We start from the raw sequence: 18,690 nt of genomic DNA, 5'->3' as shown, positions 1-18,690 counted from the left end.
CATCGCCCCTCCTCCCGCGCCGAGGTCACCTCGACGCGCCCGCCCACAGGGGTGTACTTCACCGCGTTGTCGATGATGTTGAGCAGAACCTGCTTGAGACGATCGGGATCGGCGCGCAGGGGTGACGAGCCGCCGCAGAGAGCGCTCTGGAAGGTGATGCCGGCGCGGGCCGCGTGCCCCTCCATCTGCTCGATGGTCTCGCACAGCAGCACCTCTCCCTCGACCCGCGCCAGATCGACGCTCATCTTCCGGCTGCGCAGGCGGGAGAGCTCGAGGATGTCATCGACGAGCCGGGAGAGGCGATCGGCCTCCCGGTCGATCATCTCGAGGGAGCGCTTCAGCTCAGGGTCTTCCGCAACCCGATCGTTGTCGAGCTGGTTCAGCGCGAAGCCCTTGATGATGGTGAGGGGCGTGCGCAGCTCGTGCGATACGCTCCCGAAGAACTGGCTCCTGGCCTCCTCGAGGCGACGCACATCGGTGACATCGTGCAGCACCGCCATGATGCCGAGATGAGCGTGCGCCTCGTCGTCGAAGGGCAGGAAGTAGAAGCGGACGATGCGATCACCCAGCGGGCACTCCTTGATCACGAGATGGCTCTCCTGACCACATTCCGCAAGCAAGGCGGCCACGTCTACCCGAGGCGCGACCTCGGTGAAGGGGCGACCGATGGCGCGCTCGGGGGTGGTCTCGAGCAGCGCTTCGGCCACGCGGTTCATGAACCGGACGCGGTTCTCCCGGTCGAGCGCCACAACGCCGTCGAGCAACGTGGCCAGCAAGGTGTCGAAGGTGTTCTTCTGCCCCACGATCTCGCGGATGCGGGCATCGAGCTGGGCCGCCATGTGGTTGATGGCCTTGCCAAGCCGCCCCAGCTCATCGCCGCCGGCGGCCACCCGATGCGAGAGATCGCCGCCCGCGATGCGGTCGGCGGCCGTGCGGATGCCCTCGATGGGGCCGACGATGGTCTTCGACAGCAGGAAGGCCACAATCCATGACGCGCCCATCGAGGCTACCAGGGCCAGCCCCATCATCGACCGGATGTCGGCCAGGGTCTCGCGGTCGCGCACCGCAGACGACACATCCACCACCCCGATGACCTGGCCGGACGCGCGCAGCGGGCTGCTCACATGCTCGACCCGCTCATCGCCGCCCTCCACCCAGATCTCCTGACGGTCGTTCAGCGCGCCGCGCCCCGCGGTCGAGAGCATCTCACTGCCCACTCCCTGCCCCGTCTCATCACGGGTGTCTGAGACCAGGGCGCCGTCGGTGTCGTAGATGCGCACCCGCACATCAGCCACATCCCGGAACTGGGCGTGGAGGTCTCCGGCCATGAGCGATAGGTTGCCGTCACCGTAGGCATAGGTTCCGCTGATGAGGTTGCCGATGATCCGGCTCTGCGCCACCAGCTGCTCGAGGGTGCGCTGCTCGAGATACCCGCGCACCCGCGAGAGGAAGAGCAGATAGGTCACGGCCATGGAGAAGAACAGGAGAACGAGATAGGTAGCGATGAGGCGAACCCGGATCGAGCGCAGACGCGCCCATCGACTCACTTCTTCAGGGTCTCCGAGAGCTTGTAGCCCTTGCCCCACACCGTCTGCAGGTAGGCGTTGCAGGGCTCGCCGAGCTTCTCGCGCAGGTACTTCACATGCACGTCGACAGAGCGTGCGTCGTAGGCGTCAGAGCCCCAGACCTCGCGCAGCAGGTCGTCGCGGCCGTGCACCTGGTCCGGATGGCGCACGAGGAAGACGAGGAGATCATACTCCTTCGGGGTGAGGCTCACCGCGCGCCCGTCGACGGTGACACGGCGCCGCACCACGTCGATGTCGATCTCGCGCATCTTCAGGGACGCAGGCGCCGCTGCCTCAGACGCCTTGCGAACCCGCTCGAGCATGCGACGGATGCGCGCCACCAGCTCCTTCGGATTGAAGGGCTTCACGACGTAGTCATCGCTGCCCAGCCCCAGCCCGGCGATCTTGTCTTCGTCGTCGCCCCGCGCCGTGACCATGATGATGGGAACCTCGGAAGCGAGGCGGATGCGCCGGCAGACCTCGAACCCATCGATGTCCGGAAGCCCGACATCGAGCAGCACGAGATCGGGGCGAGATCGCTCGACCGCAGACAGCGCCTCGGTTCCGCACAGCGCGCGGATGACGGTGTACTGCTCGCGCCGCAGGCTCATCTCGATGATCTCGACGATGGCCTCCTCATCATCGACCACGAGGACCGTCTCTGCCATGTGATGCTCCGCCTCCCGCCGCTCGGCCCGCCTGGGTTCCGGCACGACCGCTGCTGGAAGGAGATTCTCCCTGGGAGACGCCCCCCCCTCTGCTGTCGACGGGCGACCCACCGATGCCAGGAGGGAAGGCCTTCCGGAGACGCGAACGCCCCCCCGTGACCACCGTCAACTGCGCGCATCGCGGTGCCTCCGCTGAAGCCCCCGAGAACACCATGGCCGCCTTCGCGCTGGCCATCGAGCAGGGGGCCCGCATGATCGAGTTCGACGTGCGCCTCTCCCTCGACGGGTTCCCGGTGGTGTTCCACGACGCCACCCTCGAACGCACCACCGACGGGGAAGGGGTTCCCGAAGACAAGCGCCTCGAAGAGCTGCGCTCGCTCGACGCGGGGGCCTGGTTCGCTCCACGCTTCGCGGGAGAGCGAATCCCCCGCCTCGTCGACGTCATCGAGCTGGCCCGCGCCCACGGCATCACGCTCGACATCGAGATGAAGTTCAGCCAGGGCATCGTGGCCCCCCTGTGCGATGCCGTGGCCCTCGTGCTCGAGCAGACCGGCTTCCACGACCGATGCATCGTCACGTCGTTCCATCACGGCTCGCTCGACTACATCCGCCGCTGCTCATCACGAATCTCGGTGGCCCGCCTCTACGGCACGCACGCGCCACGCGACGGTGACCTCGATGACGGGGTCCCATCGGCGGCCGTGCACCACATGCTGGTGGTGCCATCGGTCGTGAAGCGGGTGCACCGACACGGCGGGAAGATCCACGTCTGGACCGTGGACGACGCCGACGAGATGCGCCGGATGGTGGCCATGGGGGTCGACACCCTCATGACCAACCGCCCGAGCGTACTCGACCGCGTGCTGCGCGACTTGACGGAGAAGGCAGGCGACTGACGTGTCCGACTCATTCATCCTGGCGCTCGACCAGGGCACCACCGGATCGACCGCGATGATCTTCGACGCCTCGCTCGCGGTGCGTGGGCGAGGCTACCGCGAGGTGCCGCAGCACTTCCCCCAATCGGGCTGGGTCGAGCACGATCCCGAAGATATCTTCTCCACCGCCATCGAGGCCGGGCGCGCCGCCGTCGCCGAGGCCGGCATCTCGCCCACAGAGATCGCGGCCATCGGCATCACGAACCAGCGCGAGACCACCTTGCTGTGGGACCGCGCCACAGGCCAGCCGGTGTCACGGGCCGTGGTCTGGCAGTGCCGGCGCAGCGCCGCCATCTGCGAGCAGTGGCGGCGCGTGGGCCTGGCCCCCATCATCCGCGAGCACACGGGCCTCGAGGTCGATGCCTACTTCTCGGCCTCCAAGGTGCGCTGGCTCCTCGATCACATCGACGGCCTCGAGGCGCGGGTGGCCGTGGGGGACATCGCCTTCGGAACCGTTGACTCGTGGCTGCTGTGGCGGCTCACCAACGGCAAGACCCACGCCACCGATGTGACCAACGCCTCCCGCACCATGTTCTACGACATCCGCGCCAACACATGGGACGACGATCTCCTCGCCGCGTTCGACATAAATCGCCGTCTCCTCGGCGAGGTGCTCCCGTCGAGCGCCATGTTCGGCACCGCAGAGCCGGAGCACTTCGGGGCGCGCATCCCGATCATGGGGGTGGCGGGCGATCAGCAGGCCGCGCTGTTCGGCCAGGCCTGCGCGACGCCCGGAAGCGCGAAGAACACCTACGGCACCGGCTGCTTCCTCGTGATGAACACCGGTCAGCGGGCCGTGACATCGTCGAGTCGCCTCCTCACCACCGTGGGATGGAAGCTCGCGGACGCGCCCGTCCAATACGCGCTCGAGGGCAGCGTGTTCTCGGCCGGCTCGGCCGTGCAGTGGCTGCGCGACGGCCTGGGGCTCATCAGACGGGCGCCGGACATCGAGCCGCTCGCGACCAGCGTGACCGACAATGGGGGGGTGTACCTCGTGCCGGCCTTCACAGGGCTGGGTGCCCCCCATTGGGACATGTACGCGCGAGGCGCCATCGTGGGCATCACCCGAGACACCCGCGCGGCGCATATCGCGCGCGCCACCCTCGAGTCGGTGGCCTACCAGACGCGTGACCTCATCGAGGCCATGCGCGCCGACGCCGGACATGCGCTCGAGCGCCTGCGGGTCGATGGCGGCATGACGGGCAACGACTTCCTGATGCAGTTCCAGGCCGACGTGCTGGGCATCCCGGTCGAGCGCCCCGTGGTGGTCGAATCGACAGCCATGGGCGCCGCGTGCCTTGCCGCACTCGGGGTGGGCATGTTCTCGAGCACCGACGAGATCGCCCGCCGCATCCGCATCGATCGGGTGTTCGAGCCGGCGATGTCGGTCGACGCGCGCGACACGCTCCACGCCGCCTGGCAGAGAGCCGTGGAGCGCTCTCGGGCGTGGGCGGCGCAAGACCCCACCCCCGCGGGCGGGTGAGGGCGCAGAATGGCGCGCCGTCTGACCGGCGCCGCGGCCCTGGCGGCGATCATCGTCATCGTGGCGATCATCGCTGCGCGAGCACCGCGCGATCAGAAGCCCACCGTGATGGTGTACACGCCCTTCCCGGCCAGCGTCGCCGAAGCCTGGATCAAGCCCTTCGAAGAGCAGACGGGCATTCACGTCGAGCAGATCAAGGAAGGCACCACGCGGGTCTATTCGCGTCTTCGCGCCGAGAAGGGGAACCCGCGCGCCGATGTCTGGATCGGGGGCGGCGGCATGGTGCCCTTCATCGCGGCAGCCAACGAAGGGCTCCTCGAGCCGTATCGCCCGCGCGGGTGGGAGTCGATGCCCCTGTCGAAGGGAAACCTCATCCTGCGCGACAGCGACTGGCGCTGGGTGGGCGTCACCGTGATCGGACTCGGATTCGCCTACAACCCGACCGTGCTCTCCCCCGAGCAGCTTCCGAAGCGCTGGAGCGACCTGGCCGAGCCCCAGTGGCGCGACCAGCTGATCATGTGGGACCCGGCCAGCTCCGGGACCGCCATGCTCTTCCTGCAGGCGGCACTCATGCGCTCGAAGCGCGACACGGGCGACGAAGAGGCGGGATGGCGATGGCTGCGGGGCTTCTATGCCAACCTCCAGCGCTACGCCGATACCCCGCCCAGCCTCCCGGTGAGCCGCGGCGAGGTCAAGATCGGCATCCACTTCGAACACCAGGTGCTCGAGTTCCTCCAGCAGAGCGGCGACCCCGCCGCCATCGCCGCGGCCCAGCAGAACCTGCGCTGGGCCATCCTCCCAGACTCCCCTGTCATCGTCGATCCGGTGGCGCTCATCCACGACGCGCCGCATGCCGAGAACGGGAAGCGCTTCATCGATTTCATCATGAGCCACGAAGGGCAGGGCATCCTCAACCGGCTCTGCTTCGTGCGCGACCCGGCCTACGGCCCGCCCCGCCTCCTCGACACCACCCTCGACGGCTTGCTGGCCGCCGCCATGCCGCTCGACGTCGACTGGATGGGCGCGAGCTTCAATCGCATCCGAACCCGCTGGCAGAACGAGATCGAGACCAGCCGATGGCTGTGGGAGTGAGACCGTGAGCCGCGTCACGATAACCAACCTGGTGAAGTCCTTCGGCTCCTTCCAAGCGGTGAAGGGGGTCTCCCTCGATATCGCAGAGGGAGAGCTCGTGACCCTTCTCGGTTCGAGCGGATGCGGCAAGACGACCACGCTGCGCTGCGTGGCGGGCCTCGAGACCGCGGACAGTGGCGACATCTCGTTCGATGGGCGCTCCATGCGGGGCGTCGCTGCGCCGGAGCGTTCGTGCGGCATGGTGTTCCAGAACTACGCCCTCTTCCCGCACATGACCGTTGAGGAGAACCTCGCCTACGGGCTCATGGCCGAGCGCTGGCGAAGGTCGTCGCTTCCCGCGAGACTGGGGCTGCTCGCCACCTCGCCCGTGCGCGCCGTCGACGATGACGGTCGCAAGCGCATCGACGAGGCGCTGTCCATGATCGAGATGACGGAGTACCGCCGTCGTCGCCCTGGTGAGCTGAGCGGCGGGCAGCAGCAACGTGTGGCCCTGGCGCGCGCCATGATCACCCGCCCCCGGGTGCTGCTCTTCGACGAGCCGCTCGGGGCCCTCGACGCCCGCCTGCGCATCAAGATGCGCGAGGAGATCCGCCTGATGCAGCGCCGCGCCGGCATCACGACCCTCTATGTCACGCACGATCAAGAAGAGGCCCTCGCCATCTCTGATCGCATCGCGGTCATGCGCGGCGGTCGCATCGAGCAGCTCGACACCCCAGAGATCGTGTACAAGCGCCCGCGCACCCGCTTCGTGGCAGACTTCCTCGGACTGGAGAACGTCTTCACGGCCGAGGCCGACGCCAGCGGGCGCGTCCGGCTCGAGGGCAGCCCACTGGCGCTCGCCACGGTCACACCGCCGCCGCGCGATCGCTTCACGGTGGCGATCCGTCCTGAAGCCCTTCGGTTCCTGGCACAAGACGCCACCGCCGAGAACGTCATCGAAGGCGTCGTGAGCCTGCGCATGTTCCTCGGCGCCACCGTCAAGCACGTGGTGATCGTGGCTGGAACCGAGATCGTGGTTCGCTCCGGCGGAGCAACGGACGTGGACGTGGCGGCCGACCAGGCCGTGCGGCTCACCGTGGCGCCCGAAGATGTGCTCATCCTCTCCGACCCCGATCCGGAGAGCGTGGGCCCGACCATGGAGAGCACCCCATGATGAGCCGGCTGCGCGCGCTGATCGTGCCCGCCACCCTCGTCGCGTTCCTGCTGTTGTTCCTCGTCGTTCCCCTGCTGAGCCTCGTCTGGGTGAGCCTCTCCGGCGAACCGTCGAACGTCTTCGCCGATCTCTCTCGTGGCGACGTGCTGGGCTTCGTGCAGCGCCTCGCAGGGCACGCGACCCTCGACTACTACCGCGAGTTCATTCACACGCCCCGATACCGCGTCGGTCTGCTGAACAGCCTGCTGTTCTCCGGCGCGGTCACCGTGGGGTGCAGCGCTCTGGGCCTCGGCGTGGCCTGGGCCCTGGGCCGGGTCGCCCTCCCGCTCGCGGGGCTGCTTCGGGTGCTGGCTGTGCTGCCCCTGGCCATGCCATCGTTCCTCATGGCGCTCTCGGTGCAGTTCCTCTTCGGGCGCTCCGGCATCGTCACGACCACCATCGGACCGGTTCTCAACCCGTTCAGCCCGCTGGGATGCGGGGTGGTGCAGGTCTTCTCGTTCTTTCCGCTGGTCTACCTCACCACCGCCGCCGCGCTCGAGAGAATCGACCCCTCCCTCGAAGAGGCCTCTGGCGTGATGGGCGCGCCGAGCACGCTCACGTTCTGGCGGGTGACCCTGCCCACGCTGCTGCCGGGCGTGGCGGCGGGCGCGTTTCTCGCGTTCATCCGATCGTTCGGCGACTTCGCGACCCTGCAGCTGCTCATGCCGTCGAAGACCCGCATGATCGTGGTGGAGGCCTACCGCGACATGTCCGGAAACGCGTACTGGGGGGGGGCGGCCACCCTCTCCACCGTGATGATCGCCGTCATCCTCGGCGTGCTGGCGGTGCAGAAGCGACTGGTGGAGCGCAACCGGTTCGAGACCGTGACCGGTCGGGCGGCGGCGTCTTCGCGACCGATTCAATCGCGCGCGGCGGTCGTGACAGCGTTCACAGCCGTCTCCACGGTGCTCGCCTTCCCGGTCATCAACCTGTGCGTCATCGTGCTGCTCTCGATCTCGGGCGCCTGGGGCAGCACGGTGCTCCCCCAGACCTACACGATGGCCCATCTCGAGAAAGCCCTGGTGAGATCGCCCTTGTTCCTCGTGAACTCGCTGGTGCTGTCGGCCCTGGCGCTGCTGGGGGGCCTCGCCGTCGCGCTCTGCGTCGCGCACACCGTGCACCGCACGCGCCTTCGGGGGCGTCAGGCGCTCGACTTCGTGGTCTCCCTGCCGTTCGTGCTGCCGGGAACCGCCTTCGCCATCGCACTCGTCACGGTGTTCAACCATCCCCCCCTGGCGCTGCATCTCACAGTGACCCTCGTGATCGCCGCCTACGTGGTGACCCGCGCCCCCTACGCCGTGCGCGCCATCACCGCCTCGCTGCAACAGGTCGGACCCGCGATGGAGGAATCGTCGCAGACGCTCGGCGCTTCCCACGACCTGACGATGACACGGGTGCTGCTGCCCCTGATCCGCCCCGGCATCGTCGCGGGCGGCCTGATGATCTTCATCTCGTGCATGACCGATGTGGCCATCACCCTGATGATCTGCCCCCCCCGGTGGTATCCGGCCTCTCTCGCCATCTTCACCCAGATCGCCGATGCGCGGTACTTCGACGCGTCGGCCTACGGGTTGGTGCTGATGGCCATGATCTTCGCGCCGTACGCGCTCCTGCTGAGCACGGGCGGCGCGCGCGAGGTGAACGCATGAGCGGCGCACGCCCCTTCAACGCAGACGGAAGAGCCCAGGTTCTCGCAAGCGCGGGGCAGGGCGTCTATGACATCGTGGTGGTGGGAGGCGGCATCACCGGCGCCGGCGTGGCGCGAGACGCGGCCATGCGCGGGCTACGCGTGGCGCTCTTCGAGCGTGGAGACTTTGCCTGCAGCACAAGCAGCGCCTCGTCGAAGCTGCTGCACGGCGGCATCCGCTATCTCGAGCAGAAGGCCTTCCACCTCGTGTGGGAAGCCCTGCAGGAACGGGCTCGCCAGTGCCAGCTCATCGCGCATCTCGCGCACCCCACCCCCTTTCTCTTCCCGCTCTACGAAGGCGACCCCGTGAGCCCCGCGCTGCTCGATCTCGGTCTCTGGGTCTACGACGCCATGGCGGGCTACAAGAACCTGGGGCTGCATCGCCGGCTCAGCGCCGCGAGCCTGCGACAGCTCGAGCCTGCCCTGCGCGCGCAGGGGCTGCGCGGCGGGTGCAGCTATTACGACGCCGTCACCGACGACGCGCGCCTCACCCTCGAGAATGCGCGCAGCGCCTGGGAGCACGGGGCCGACTGCGTGCCCTACGTCGAGGTCGACGAGCTCATCGAGGCCGACGGCGAGATCCGCGGGCTCCGCGTGCGCGACGTGCTCGACGGTGAGGGCGCCGCATCGCTCACGGTGCGCGCGCGATGCGTGGTGAACGCGTGCGGGCCGTGGAGCGATCTGCTGCGATCGCGCGGAGGGCTGCAGCGTCGGCTGGTCCGTCCCACCAAGGGCGTGCATCTCACCGTGCGCAGGGCCTGCTTCCCACGAGACCACGCGGTGGTCATGAGCAGCCCCCGTGATCACCGCATCCTGTTCGCCATCCCGTGGGGCACCCTGGCCATCGTGGGAACCACCGACACCGACTACGATCCGCGAAACGGGCCGCCGCAGGCCACCGCCGAAGACGTCGCCTACATCCTCGACATCGCACGTCACTACTTCCCGGACAGCCCCATCGAGCACGACGACATCCTGTCGACCTGGGCCGGTCTGCGCCCGCTCTATCACCCAGAGAGCGACGGCGCTCCCAGCAGCGTCTCCCGTGAGCACAAGATCGTGGAGGAGCGCCCCGGTCTCGTCACCGTCGTCGGCGGCAAGCTCACCACCTATCGGATCATGGCCCGCCAGGTGGTCGACCTGGCCGCGCAGGTCGCCCAGCGACGTGGGGCGCCGCCTGCTGGCCGCTGCCAGACGGCCGACGAGGTGCTGGTCACCCGTCTCGACGACAGTCGCACGCCGCCCTCCACGCTGCCTGCGGACACGTTTGCGCATCTGTGCGCGGTGTATGGACCGCGGGCCGTGGCCGTCGGAGAGCTGGCCAGGCTGCGCAAGGACACGCTGGGTCAGCAGCTCACAGCGCACGCGCCAGACATCGCGGCCCAGATCGTGTACGCTTTCGAATCGGAGATGGCCATGCACCTCGCAGACGTCCTTGCGCGACGCACCAGGGCCTTTCACGCCGGCATCCGCGCCGAGGAGATTGCACGGGCCGCCTCGATTGCGCGTGAGACCCTGGGATGGAGCGAGGACCGCCTCCAGGCGGAGATGCGTCGCGTCGACGAGGAGCAGCAGCGGTGGCGGGTCCCCGACGCGTCCTCCACGAAAGGCCGCTGAGCAAGCCCATCACGAAGCTCGACGCAGAAGGCCCCCTGAGCGCGTGACGTGGGTCACCCTGGCGACGCCACCAGATGGGCCAGGGCGCCGCGCATGCGTTCGGTGAGCACGGCCAGAACGCGATCGGCAGCCTCTCGTCGCGTCGCGTGGGTCGTCAGATCGATGTCGGCAAGGGCAGACGACACGTCGATGGGTTCGGCCACCCGCACCTGCGCCACGCGACGGGCGCGAAACGACAGCGGAACCCGACGGGTGATCTCGCGCTGAAGCTTCAACACGGTTTCCGCAAAGCGCTCTGGAGAGGCTTCCGGCGACAGATAGCCCGCCCAGAACGTGGAGAGGGCCCACGCGAAGCGCGCCGTCACGGCGTCGCGCTGATGCTCCGGATCGTCGTCGTCCTTGAGCAGGGCCATGAGGTGACGGGCGCGGTCGAAGAAGTCGCCTCTCCCCTCCTCTCCCAGGTATCGCCGCTCGAGACGTCGGAGGATGGTGGCGCAGAGAGACTGCACCCGCTCATCGATGTCTGCGCCGTGTCTCGCCAAAGAGCCGTGCAACCTCTCCTGACGCGACAATATGACGTCGGCGATGCGATGCAGGCGCAGGTAGAGACGCGGCCAGAACGCGCCTGGCGGCACGGGCGCGACGCGTCGCATCACCCTCGCCTCCATCTCCGAGACCGCGGCGTCGAGGGGCGCGCGGATGTCCTCGACGTACCTGTACCGGATCACGAGGGGCACGATGCGCACCGAGAGCCCCGGATGGGCGGCCACGGTGTCGACAGCCCAGGCGGCCACCCCCGGCTTCAGGGGGAGCAGAACGTCGTTGAGGTAGAAGGTGTGCCCCTCCGGAAAGACCACGACGGGAAACCTGCGCTCGGCCAGCGTTCGACGAACGAACTCGGCGGCGTCCTGGTTGTGCCCCCCACGCCAGACCGAGAACGCACCGGTGCGGCGAAGCACGGTTCCCATCCATCCGCCGAGACGGCCGAACAGCTCGCGCGCGGCCATCCAGATGCAGAGACGTCCCCAGCGGCGACTGACCTCGAAGACCACCGCCGGGTCGCTGAACGAGGGATGGTTCGACGCCACGAGAAGTGCGGCATCGCGAGGCAGCGCACGCAGACGCGCCAGATCGGCGGGCGGCATCTCCACATCGATGCCCACCAGCGGAAGCGCAAGCAGACGGTTGACCCACTCGAGAAAGCGGATGAAGAGCGGCCGCGGCTTGGCCGGGATGAAGGCGGGGCCCGCTGCGCTGGAAGAAGAGAGAGAAGCAGTTGAGGAGGCGGGCGGGCGAACGGGCTCGGTCACTCCAGTCGCTTCTGCGACCCGCTCCGGGGCTCCTCTGCAGGGCCAGACGAGCGAAGAGAGGGAGGGGACCCGCCTCCGGAAGCGAAGAGATGAGCTCCGGATCCCACCCCGCGAACGGCCCCGCGAGCCACAGGAGCGAACTGAGCATGGAACCGCACGACGAGTCCTCCACCGAACCTTCCTTCGCCGACAGCGAGCCGGAGGCCTCCGTTGCGCCAGCGCCCGCCGAAGACACGGTTCCCGTCGAGCCGGAGGTCGCGGCCGCGCTCCTCATGTCGGTGCACTACTCTCGCGCCCTCTCCGACCGCGTCTTCTCAGGGCTAACCCCCGACGAGATCGGCCGCCTCGCCCGTGGGTTCATCACGCTGAAGAGCACGCCGGAAGAGCGCCTCGACCGGATCTGGAACCGACTGACCCTTCTCTTCACCGGCGACTGGCGTGAGGAAGACGACCTCGTGGAGTTCATCCGCTGCGTGATGCGCAAGGGCTTTCGCCAGGACCCGCCGCTCACGCCGATGCAGAAGCTGGCGCTCCTCCTGCTGTCGCTTTCGGAAGAGACCGCCACCCGCATCACCACAGGCATCATGGCTGGCATGAAGCGTGCCTCGGCGAATGAGCTCACCCGTGAGCTCGCCCATCTGCTCCACTACCAGAATGCGCAGGTGCAGGAACGGGTTCTCGGCGAGCTGATGGCCTTTGCCGCGGCGCGATCGACGACCAGCACACGATTCATGAACCTCGTCGCCATGGAGCAGGAGGTCGAGCGACTGGTGCGCCGCGACGTGACGTCGTGCGCAGATGTGGCGCAGCGGCTCTGGCTCCAGGAAGGCGAGATCCTGGCCACCTTCCAGGAGGCCGCCCGCCTTCAGCCGCGACAGGTCATCGCCATCCTCGAAGCCTTCGTGCGCGCGGGAGGCGAGTCGGCCTACATCCCGCCGCTGCAGCGCGCTTCGATCATGCGCGCCTGCCTCACCCAGGAAGCCGCGCAGCTGCTCGACGACGCGCTCAAGACCGACGGTGAGGCCCTGCCCGAGCCCATCGTATCAACCGCGCGCAAGGAACGTGTGCTGCACGAGTTCCTGCACCGCTACTACCTCGAGTACATGCGCCTCGTTCCCGTGGTGCTGCAGTAACGCGACAGCGCTCTCTCAGAAGAGGCCCGTGATGTGGCCGTTCTCGTCGATGTCCATGCCCACCGCCGCAGGTTGGGAAGGCAGGCCTGGCATGCGAAGTATCTCACCCGTGAGCACGACGAGGAAGCCTGCCCCCGCAGACGGTCGGATCTCGCGCACGTGCATCTCCCAGCCGGTGGGCGCGCCCTTGCGGCTCGGATCATCGGTGAACGAGAGCTGGGTGCGGGCAATGCAGATGGGAAGATTGCCAAAGCCCAGCTTCACGAGGCGACCCAGGTCGCGTTGCGCCTTTTTTTCGTACACCACGCTTCCCGCGCCGTACAGCGTGGTCGCCACGCGGTGGATCTTCTCCTCGATGGAAAGGCCATCGCCATAGAGCGGAGCGAAGCGCGAGGGCGTAGACTCGAGGGTCTCGAGCACCGCAGCGGCGAGCGCCGTTCCTCCAGGACCTCCCCTGGCCACCACCTCGGAGATCTCCGCGCGAACACCACGCGCGCGGCAGTGGTCGACGACCATGGCAAGCTCCTCTGCCGTGTCGTCGCGGAAGCGGTTGATCGCCACCACGGCAGGGACACCGAACCGCGCCACGTTGTCGAGATGTCGATCGAGGTTCGCAAAGCCCGCCCGCAGCGCCGCGGCATCGGGCTTCTTCCACTGCTCGGCGTCTTTCAGGCCGCCGTGAGCCTTCAACGCGCGCAGCGTCGCCACCACCACCGCCACGTCAGAGCGGAATCCCGCGCGAGGCGCCACGATGTCATAGAACTTCTCGAGGCCCAGATCAGCCCCGAACCCGCTCTCGGTGACCACATAGTCACTCAGCTTCAGCGCGAGACGCGTGGCGAGAACCGAGTTGTTGCCGTGGGCGATGTTGGCGAACGGCCCCGCATGCATGAAGGCGGGCTGGCCCTCGAGCGTCTGCACGAGATTCGGCTTGATCGCGTCTTTTAGCAAGATGGTCATGGCGCCCGTCGCTCCGAGCTGATCGGCCGTGACGGGAGCACCTTCTTGATCGAAGGCTACCACCATGCGCGCGAGGCGAGCTTTCATGTCAGCGATGCCATCGGCAAGGGCGAGGATGGCCATGATCTCGGAGGCCGCGGTGATCTCGAAACCGGTCTCTCGGGGAAGGCCGTTGGCGCGGCCACCCAGGCCCACGACGCAGGCCCGCAGTGCGCGATCGGAGATGTCGAGCACGCGGGTCCAGGTCACGGCGTTGGCATCGATGCGAAGCGCGTTGCCCTGGAGGAGATGGTTGTCGATGAGAGCCGCCAGAAGGTTGTGGGCCGCGGTCACCGCATGGATGTCTCCCGTGAAGTGGAGGTTGATGTCCTCCATCGGAACGACCTGCGAATAACCGCCGCCAGCAGCGCCGCCCTTCACCCCGAAGACCGGTCCGAGCGAGGGCTCTCGAAGGCAGAGCATGACCCTCTTGCCAAGTGCGCCCAGGCCCTGGGTCAGCCCGACCGATGTGCACGTCTTTCCCTCACCCGCGGGCGTCGGCGTGATGGCCGTGACATTGATGAGACGTCCTGTCGGGGCACTCGCCAGGCGGTCGAGGGCCGACAGTGAGATCTTGGCCTTGTGGCGCCCGTACGGCTCCACCTCCTCCGGGAGCAGGCCGGCGCGAGCCGCGACCTCGTCGATGGGAATCAGACGCGCACGACGGGCGATCTCGACATCACTGATGTCGGCTTTGACGTGACGTTGGACCGCGTCGGACGTCACACTCTCGTTTGAATTGGAAGAAGGGGTGCTCGACATGACGCACTCACGATAACACACCTCGAGAGACTGTCGCAAGCACGAGGCCCCTGAGCGACGCAGACCCGGGAGATGACGCGACCGACCGGCCGTGAGGCGCGTCAACCGTGGATCGTGAGGATAGTGAAGTGGATTCAACCCTTCAAAAAAATATTTTTTCGGCATGGTCTCTGCCATTCCCGGCGTTATCCACCGAGCGTTGACGCGACGGGTGGATAAGTGCATGTTTCAAGGGAAGGAACAAGCGGGTAGATACTCAAAATTTTGCTCGCCAAACACGCCAGCACCGCGCCCCAAGCCAATGCGCAGACACGCCTGGGAGAGCGCTGACATCTCGAGGGAGATGACCCGAACCGCGTGGGACGAGCGCATTCGTTCGCCCCACGCGGTCCGGGCTGGACAGCGGCAATGTCAATCTCGGAGGGGCCATGGGCAGCACTTCAGTCTTTCGATCTCACGAAGGGGCTTCCGGTGATTCCAGCGATCTGTGGCAGCGCTGCCTCGACGCAATGGAGCAGAGCCTGCCTCGGCCCGCGTTCGAGACCTGCCTGCGCGGGTCGGTCGGCACTGTGGCCGCGCCCGGTCGCATGCACGTGTTGATGCCCCACGGCTACGCGTTCGAGCAGATCCTCGGCCGTCACCGAAGCCTCATCGAAGCGGCCCGTTGCGAGATGCGCGCTCTCACGCAACAAGACTGGCACGTGGAGTTCACCGCCCCCAGCCGCGAGGAAGAGGAGGCGCGCGCGGCAGCTCCGATGATCGATGCTCCCTCAACGCCTGCACCCACCGCAGCGAGGCGCATGGCGCCCCCCGCGGACATGGCGGAAGCGCCTGTGCTTCGTCGCGGCGCGCGCACGACGGCCCCTCTCTCCGACGACCCACGCTTCACGTTTGAGCGCCTGGTCACCGGCCCCACCAACCAGCTCGCCGTGCAGGCCGCACGGCAAGCCGCAGAGACCCCAGGTCGCACCTTCAATCCCCTCGTCATCTATGGCGATGTGGGGCTTGGGAAGACTCACCTCATGCAGGCACTGAAGCACCTGATGAGCGGCGCGCGTCCGCGAGCTCGCGTGGTCTACACCTCGAGCGAGACGTTCACCAACGAGCTCGTCGAGGCGTTCCAGGAACGCCGTGTCCCGGCATTTCGAAAGAAGTACCGGCAGGTCGATCTGCTGATGGTCGATGACATCGAGTTCCTCGTGGGCAAGGAGCGGATCCAGGAAGAGTTCTACCACACCTTCGAACAGATCGCCGCCAGCGGGAGACAGGTCATTCTCACGTGTGATCGCCCGCCGCAGCTTCTCACACAGCTGCAGGAACGGCTCTGCTCACGGCTGTCATCGGGGCTGATCGCCGACATCCAGGCGCCGACCTTCGAGATGCGCCGCGAGATCCTTGCGCAGCGCTCGCGAGAGTCGAACGCCGCGGTTGCCGACGAGGTCATCGAGTACATCGCCGAGCGCTTCAGCGGCAGCGTGCGCAATCTCGAGGGCGCGCTCGTTCGCGTTCTCGCCGTGGCCAACGCCTCCGGAGATCGGGTGGTTCGCATCGGACTGGCGCAGCGTGCGCTCGAGCCGCTCAGCCCTACCCGACCGTCGCGTCAGCGGCGCGTCACCCTTCACGACATCCTCGAAAAGGTGAGCCACTACTATCACGTCGAGGTCGACGATCTGATCGGCGCACGGCGCGATCGCCGCTTCTCGACCCCACGACACATCGCCATGTATCTCGCCCAGGAGCTCATGCGCATGCGCTGCCGCGAGATCAGCGAGGCGTTCGGGGGGCGTGACTACTCCACAGTCACCCACGCCATCAAGAAGATCGTCGCCCAGCGCGAGCAGCCCAACATCAAGAACGACCTGAGCACAATCGCCAGCCTGCTCGAAGGGTGAGGCCACCCGTGCCCACCCTGGCTCAGAAAGCACTGCGCCCCTCGTCGACTCGACGGGGGGCGCAGCTGTCATCGCACCGTTGCTGCCTGAAGGCTACTCGTCATCCTTCGTTTCAGTGAGGGTCGGATTGGCCCAGACCACAGGCAGGTTCTCCGTTGACGCGGCGCCCGTTGTCTTGAGCACCAGGCGACGTACCCCTTCCACTGAAAGGGTGATGTGCGCGGTCTTGCGCTCAGCCCCCAGATCGTCTCCCTGGATGAGCTTCTTGTCGTCGCCGTAGACGTAGTAGATCAGCTTGCCGTTGAAGCTCTCCGGCACCATCAAGGTGCACTCGAACGTCTTGAACCTGCCGGCCAGCCAGTACTCGACGAAGTTCTCGAGGTCACCGCGCTCGAGATAGCAGAGCGCGTACTTCGCCTTTGCGCCGTCGATGGTGACGGGCTGCTTCTTTGCGTCGAGGTTCTTGGTGAACTTCTTGAGATTCTTGTCGTTCGGCTTGAAGTCGGCAAGGGTGTAGTAGCGATTCTGCTTGTCTTCAGAGTAAGGCTTGGGAACCGGCGGCGCCTTCCACCGCGTGGGCTCCTTGCTGTACTCGAAGGGGTTGTACTTGTCAGGCCCGCTAGGGCCATTGAACTGCCCCCACGCGGCCCCCACGCCCGCCACCGCGGCCAAGATCAGGACCTGAGCCATCCAACGACGGATCTGTCGACCAGACATGAATCCTCCTACGACATGCGCGATGCAGCGGTCTTCGACTGATCACGAGGGCAGCCGAGCACGCAGCCCCCGACGCGCGTCTTGACGTGCGGTCGGAGGAAAACCATCAAGGGCTGCTCTGAGACGAACTGTATACTACCGCAACGCCCGCACTTTCGCAAGGGCTTCCGCCGGCACGAGCAGCGCCTCGCCTGCTGTGACCCCGTCCGAGGCGCCAGGGTTTCCGGACGGGTTCAGGCCTGACCGCCCGAGCCCACGCCATCGCCCCGCTCGTGCTGCCCGGCTCGAGAGGCCGACTGGCTCAGGCTTCTCGACTTCTGGAAGGCGGCGAACACGGCCCGCGAGAGAATGGTTCGCAGACCGCCCTTCTCGAGCTGGTAGATGGCTTCCGCTGACGTTCCGCCGGGCGAGGTGACCATGTTGCGCAGCTCGGCCGGATGCATGTCGACCGCGCGGGCGAACGCCACCGAGCCTTGCATGGTCTGGAGCACGAGCTGCTGGGCGATGCGACGGGAGAAACCGAGATGCACACCCGCGTCGATGAGCGCCTCCATCACGAGAAAGACGTAGGCCGGCCCCGTGCCAGAGAGCGCCGTGGCCATGTCGAGGTATTCCTCGTGGTCGACATAGACCTCCTCGCCGAGCGCGCCGAACACGAGCCGAGCCTGCTCTCGCCCCGGCTCTCCGACGGCGCTGCTGGCCGTCCACACCGTCATGCCCTGCCCGATGCGCGCCGGCGTGTTCGGCATCGAACGCACGACGCGATCGTGGGCGAGCTCGGCGCGAATGGTCTCCATCGTTGCGCCAGCCACGATGGAGACCACAAGAGCCTCTGGCTTGAGGTGCCCCCGGAGCTCGCGCATGACCTCGAGGAGAACCTGAGGCTTCACGGACAGCAGGATCAGATCAGCCGCGGACACCGCGTCCAGGTTGGACAGCGTGGTGTTGACACCGAAGCGACCGCGAAGATCGTCGCAGCGCGCCGGAAAGGGATCGGCGCAGGTGATGCGCTCCGCAGCGACGAGCTGGCGACGGAGCAGGCCTTGCAGGATGGCCTCGGCCATGACGCCGCTGCCGACGAAGGAGACTTGCAGTTCACTCAACATGATGGCGCGTGCGCTTCGGCGATGATCTGCTGATTCCTGGGAAGGAACTTGACTTTCTGGCCACTTGACCCGATAACACACTCATGCTGGACAGTCATGCCATGGAGAGCACACTCGCAGAATTCGCCCACGCGACCCGAGAGGTGGCGGCTGGCCGAGGAGACCAGGCGCGCCTCGCAAGCGGATTGCTGGAAGCCCTGGCAGAGGTCGAGGGGTTCGCTCGCCAGCTGGGCGACGACGCCCTGGTGAGCGATGATGCCGCTCGCACCTGGCGAGACACCACCGCCGAAACCGTGGCGGCGCTGCACGGCGCTATCGAAGGCCTGCTCACCGCGGCGCGCGCCGAGCCCGTCGACGGTGAAGCCCTGCTCGTCAACCTTGCGTCGATGATCGAAGCCGAGGCGCGAATGAGCGAGATACGCCAGCGTGCCGAGCAATACCAGACGGCGCTGCGCGAAGCCATGGAGCGCGCCAACCGCGTTCAGTGCGTGCGCTGCGGACATCGCAACGAGCCTGGAAGAAGCGCGTGCGC

General features: G+C 67.2%; 15 protein-coding genes. 9 read left to right on the top strand and 6 right to left on the bottom strand.

Going from position 1 to position 18,690, the window contains the following annotated elements:
- A partial coding sequence (locus EB084_05390; protein NDD27685.1) for a HAMP domain-containing protein occupies positions 1-1,547 on the bottom strand: 1,547 nt, incomplete at its 3' end.
- Positions 1,544-2,233, bottom strand: coding sequence for a DNA-binding response regulator (locus tag EB084_05385; protein ID NDD27684.1), 690 nt, complete (start codon positions 2,231-2,233; stop codon positions 1,544-1,546). The genes EB084_05390 and EB084_05385, both read right to left, overlap by 4 nt.
- 113 nt (positions 2,234-2,346) lie before the next feature.
- Between EB084_05385 and EB084_05380 the strand changes: the two genes are divergently transcribed.
- Genes EB084_05380 through EB084_05355 form a run of 6 tightly spaced genes read left to right on the top strand, consistent with a single transcriptional unit; the run spans position 2,347 to position 10,239 of the window.
- Positions 2,347-3,129 (top strand): hypothetical protein, encoded by a 783-nt coding sequence (locus tag EB084_05380; GenBank protein NDD27683.1) that lies wholly within the window; start codon positions 2,347-2,349, stop codon positions 3,127-3,129.
- A gap of 1 nt (position 3,130) precedes the next feature.
- The gene (gene glpK / locus EB084_05375; protein NDD27682.1) at positions 3,131-4,651 is read left to right on the top strand and encodes a glycerol kinase; all 1,521 of its coding nucleotides are present in this window, start codon (positions 3,131-3,133) and stop codon (positions 4,649-4,651) included.
- Positions 4,652-4,660: 9 nt separating this feature from the next.
- Complete coding sequence (locus EB084_05370; protein ID NDD27681.1) at positions 4,661-5,743, top strand: extracellular solute-binding protein; 1,083 nt, start codon at positions 4,661-4,663, stop codon at positions 5,741-5,743.
- Positions 5,744-5,747: 4 nt separating this feature from the next.
- Positions 5,748-6,896 carry an ABC transporter ATP-binding protein gene (locus EB084_05365; protein ID NDD27680.1) on the top strand — a complete coding sequence of 383 codons (1,149 nt, stop codon included), beginning with the start codon at positions 5,748-5,750 and terminating at the stop codon, positions 6,894-6,896.
- Positions 6,893-8,584, top strand: coding sequence for an iron ABC transporter permease (locus EB084_05360; protein NDD27679.1), 1,692 nt, complete (start codon positions 6,893-6,895; stop codon positions 8,582-8,584). The genes EB084_05365 and EB084_05360 overlap by 4 nt, the downstream gene beginning before the upstream one ends.
- On the top strand, positions 8,581-10,239 hold the full coding sequence (locus EB084_05355) for a glycerol-3-phosphate dehydrogenase/oxidase (GenBank protein ID NDD27678.1): 1,659 nt from the start codon (positions 8,581-8,583) through the stop codon (positions 10,237-10,239). The genes EB084_05360 and EB084_05355 overlap by 4 nt, the downstream gene beginning before the upstream one ends.
- A 53-nt stretch (positions 10,240-10,292) precedes the next feature.
- On the opposite strand, the gene EB084_05350 is transcribed toward EB084_05355, so the two are convergent.
- On the bottom strand, positions 10,293-11,549 hold the full coding sequence (locus EB084_05350) for a 1-acyl-sn-glycerol-3-phosphate acyltransferase (GenBank protein NDD27677.1): 1,257 nt from the start codon (positions 11,547-11,549) through the stop codon (positions 10,293-10,295).
- 146 nt (positions 11,550-11,695) lie between these two features.
- Between EB084_05350 and EB084_05345 the strand changes: the two genes are divergently transcribed.
- A complete protein-coding gene (locus EB084_05345) occupies positions 11,696-12,682 on the top strand; it encodes a hypothetical protein (protein NDD27676.1) in 987 nt (328 codons plus the stop codon).
- A gap of 15 nt (positions 12,683-12,697) precedes the next feature.
- On the opposite strand, the gene EB084_05340 is transcribed toward EB084_05345, so the two are convergent.
- Complete coding sequence (locus EB084_05340) at positions 12,698-14,443, bottom strand: formate--tetrahydrofolate ligase (protein ID NDD27675.1); 1,746 nt, start codon at positions 14,441-14,443, stop codon at positions 12,698-12,700.
- Between the two features lie 428 nt (positions 14,444-14,871).
- On the opposite strand from EB084_05340, the gene dnaA reads away from it, so the two are divergent.
- On the top strand, positions 14,872-16,335 hold the full coding sequence (gene dnaA / locus EB084_05335) for a chromosomal replication initiator protein DnaA (protein NDD27674.1): 1,464 nt from the start codon (positions 14,872-14,874) through the stop codon (positions 16,333-16,335).
- A 93-nt stretch (positions 16,336-16,428) separates the two neighbouring features.
- Here the strand turns inward: dnaA and EB084_05330 are convergent, their stop codons facing one another.
- Both EB084_05330 and EB084_05325 read right to left on the bottom strand, forming a co-directional pair.
- Entirely contained in the window at positions 16,429-17,052 is a 624-nt protein-coding gene (locus EB084_05330; protein NDD27673.1) for a hypothetical protein, read from the bottom strand.
- A 233-nt stretch (positions 17,053-17,285) separates the two neighbouring features.
- Positions 17,286-18,158: a pyrroline-5-carboxylate reductase gene (locus tag EB084_05325; GenBank protein ID NDD27672.1), complete on the bottom strand. Its 873-nt coding sequence runs from the start codon at positions 18,156-18,158 to the stop codon at positions 17,286-17,288.
- A 101-nt stretch (positions 18,159-18,259) separates the two neighbouring features.
- Here EB084_05325 and EB084_05320 point away from each other — a divergent pair.
- Positions 18,260-18,690: hypothetical protein (locus EB084_05320; GenBank protein ID NDD27671.1), on the top strand; the 431-nt coding region annotated here is incomplete at its 3' end.

The organism is Pseudomonadota bacterium (assembly GCA_010028905.1).
Taxonomy (GTDB): domain Bacteria; phylum Vulcanimicrobiota; class Xenobia; order RGZZ01; family RGZZ01; genus RGZZ01.
Note: the sequence above shows the minus strand (reverse complement) of the source record. Positions and strands in the feature narration are given on the sequence as shown.

Coding starts and splice junctions, on each gene's coding strand:
- EB084_05345 (NDD27676.1), top strand. CDS start 11,696: ATGGAACCGCACGACGAGTCCTCCACCGAACCTTCCTTCGCCGACAGC.
- dnaA (NDD27674.1), top strand. CDS start 14,872: ATGGGCAGCACTTCAGTCTTTCGATCTCACGAAGGGGCTTCCGGTGAT.
- EB084_05360 (NDD27679.1), top strand. CDS start 6,893: ATGATGAGCCGGCTGCGCGCGCTGATCGTGCCCGCCACCCTCGTCGCG.
- EB084_05370 (NDD27681.1), top strand. CDS start 4,661: ATGGCGCGCCGTCTGACCGGCGCCGCGGCCCTGGCGGCGATCATCGTC.
- EB084_05325 (NDD27672.1), bottom strand. CDS start 18,158: ATGTTGAGTGAACTGCAAGTCTCCTTCGTCGGCAGCGGCGTCATGGCC.
- EB084_05380 (NDD27683.1), top strand. CDS start 2,347: ATGCCAGGAGGGAAGGCCTTCCGGAGACGCGAACGCCCCCCCGTGACC.
- EB084_05355 (NDD27678.1), top strand. CDS start 8,581: ATGAGCGGCGCACGCCCCTTCAACGCAGACGGAAGAGCCCAGGTTCTC.
- EB084_05385 (NDD27684.1), bottom strand. CDS start 2,233: ATGGCAGAGACGGTCCTCGTGGTCGATGATGAGGAGGCCATCGTCGAG.
- EB084_05330 (NDD27673.1), bottom strand. CDS start 17,052: ATGTCTGGTCGACAGATCCGTCGTTGGATGGCTCAGGTCCTGATCTTG.
- EB084_05340 (NDD27675.1), bottom strand. CDS start 14,443: ATGTCGAGCACCCCTTCTTCCAATTCAAACGAGAGTGTGACGTCCGAC.